Annotated in this window: 1 rRNA gene; it reads right to left on the bottom strand. The window is 54.7% G+C overall.

Annotated elements, in window-relative coordinates:
• A 23S ribosomal RNA gene (locus tag CHM34_RS18860) occupies positions 1-138 on the bottom strand; the annotation flags it as partial.
• Between the last annotated feature and the right edge of the window lie 222 nt (positions 139-360).

Below are 360 nucleotides of genomic sequence, written 5' to 3'. Positions count from 1 at the left end.
GGCGCTGGCGGGTTGCCCCATTCGGAAATCCCCGGATCACTGCCTGCTTACGGCTCCCCGGGGCATATCGGTGTTCGCCCCGTCCTTCTTCGGCTCCTGGCGCCTAGGCATCCACCGTGTGCTCTTCCTAACTTCTCCTCAATTCGCTCCGGTGAAATCTTCACTTCCATGAAGATTTGCCTGGCTTCTTTCCATATCCGGTTTTCAAGGTGCATTTTGAGGGGCATTCCCTCAAAACCAAAGAGCGAACATGAACCCCGTGATGGTTCGTTCTTGTGTATCGGACCTCAAGGTCCCGATAACTCCGTAGAAAGGAGGTGATCCATCCCCACCTTCCGGTAGGGATACCTTGTTACGACT

It is taken from the genome of Paludifilum halophilum (assembly GCF_002245355.1).
Taxonomy (GTDB): Bacteria; Bacillota; Bacilli; order Thermoactinomycetales; family DSM-45169; genus Paludifilum; species Paludifilum halophilum.
Note: the sequence above shows the minus strand (reverse complement) of the source record. Positions and strands in the feature narration are given on the sequence as shown.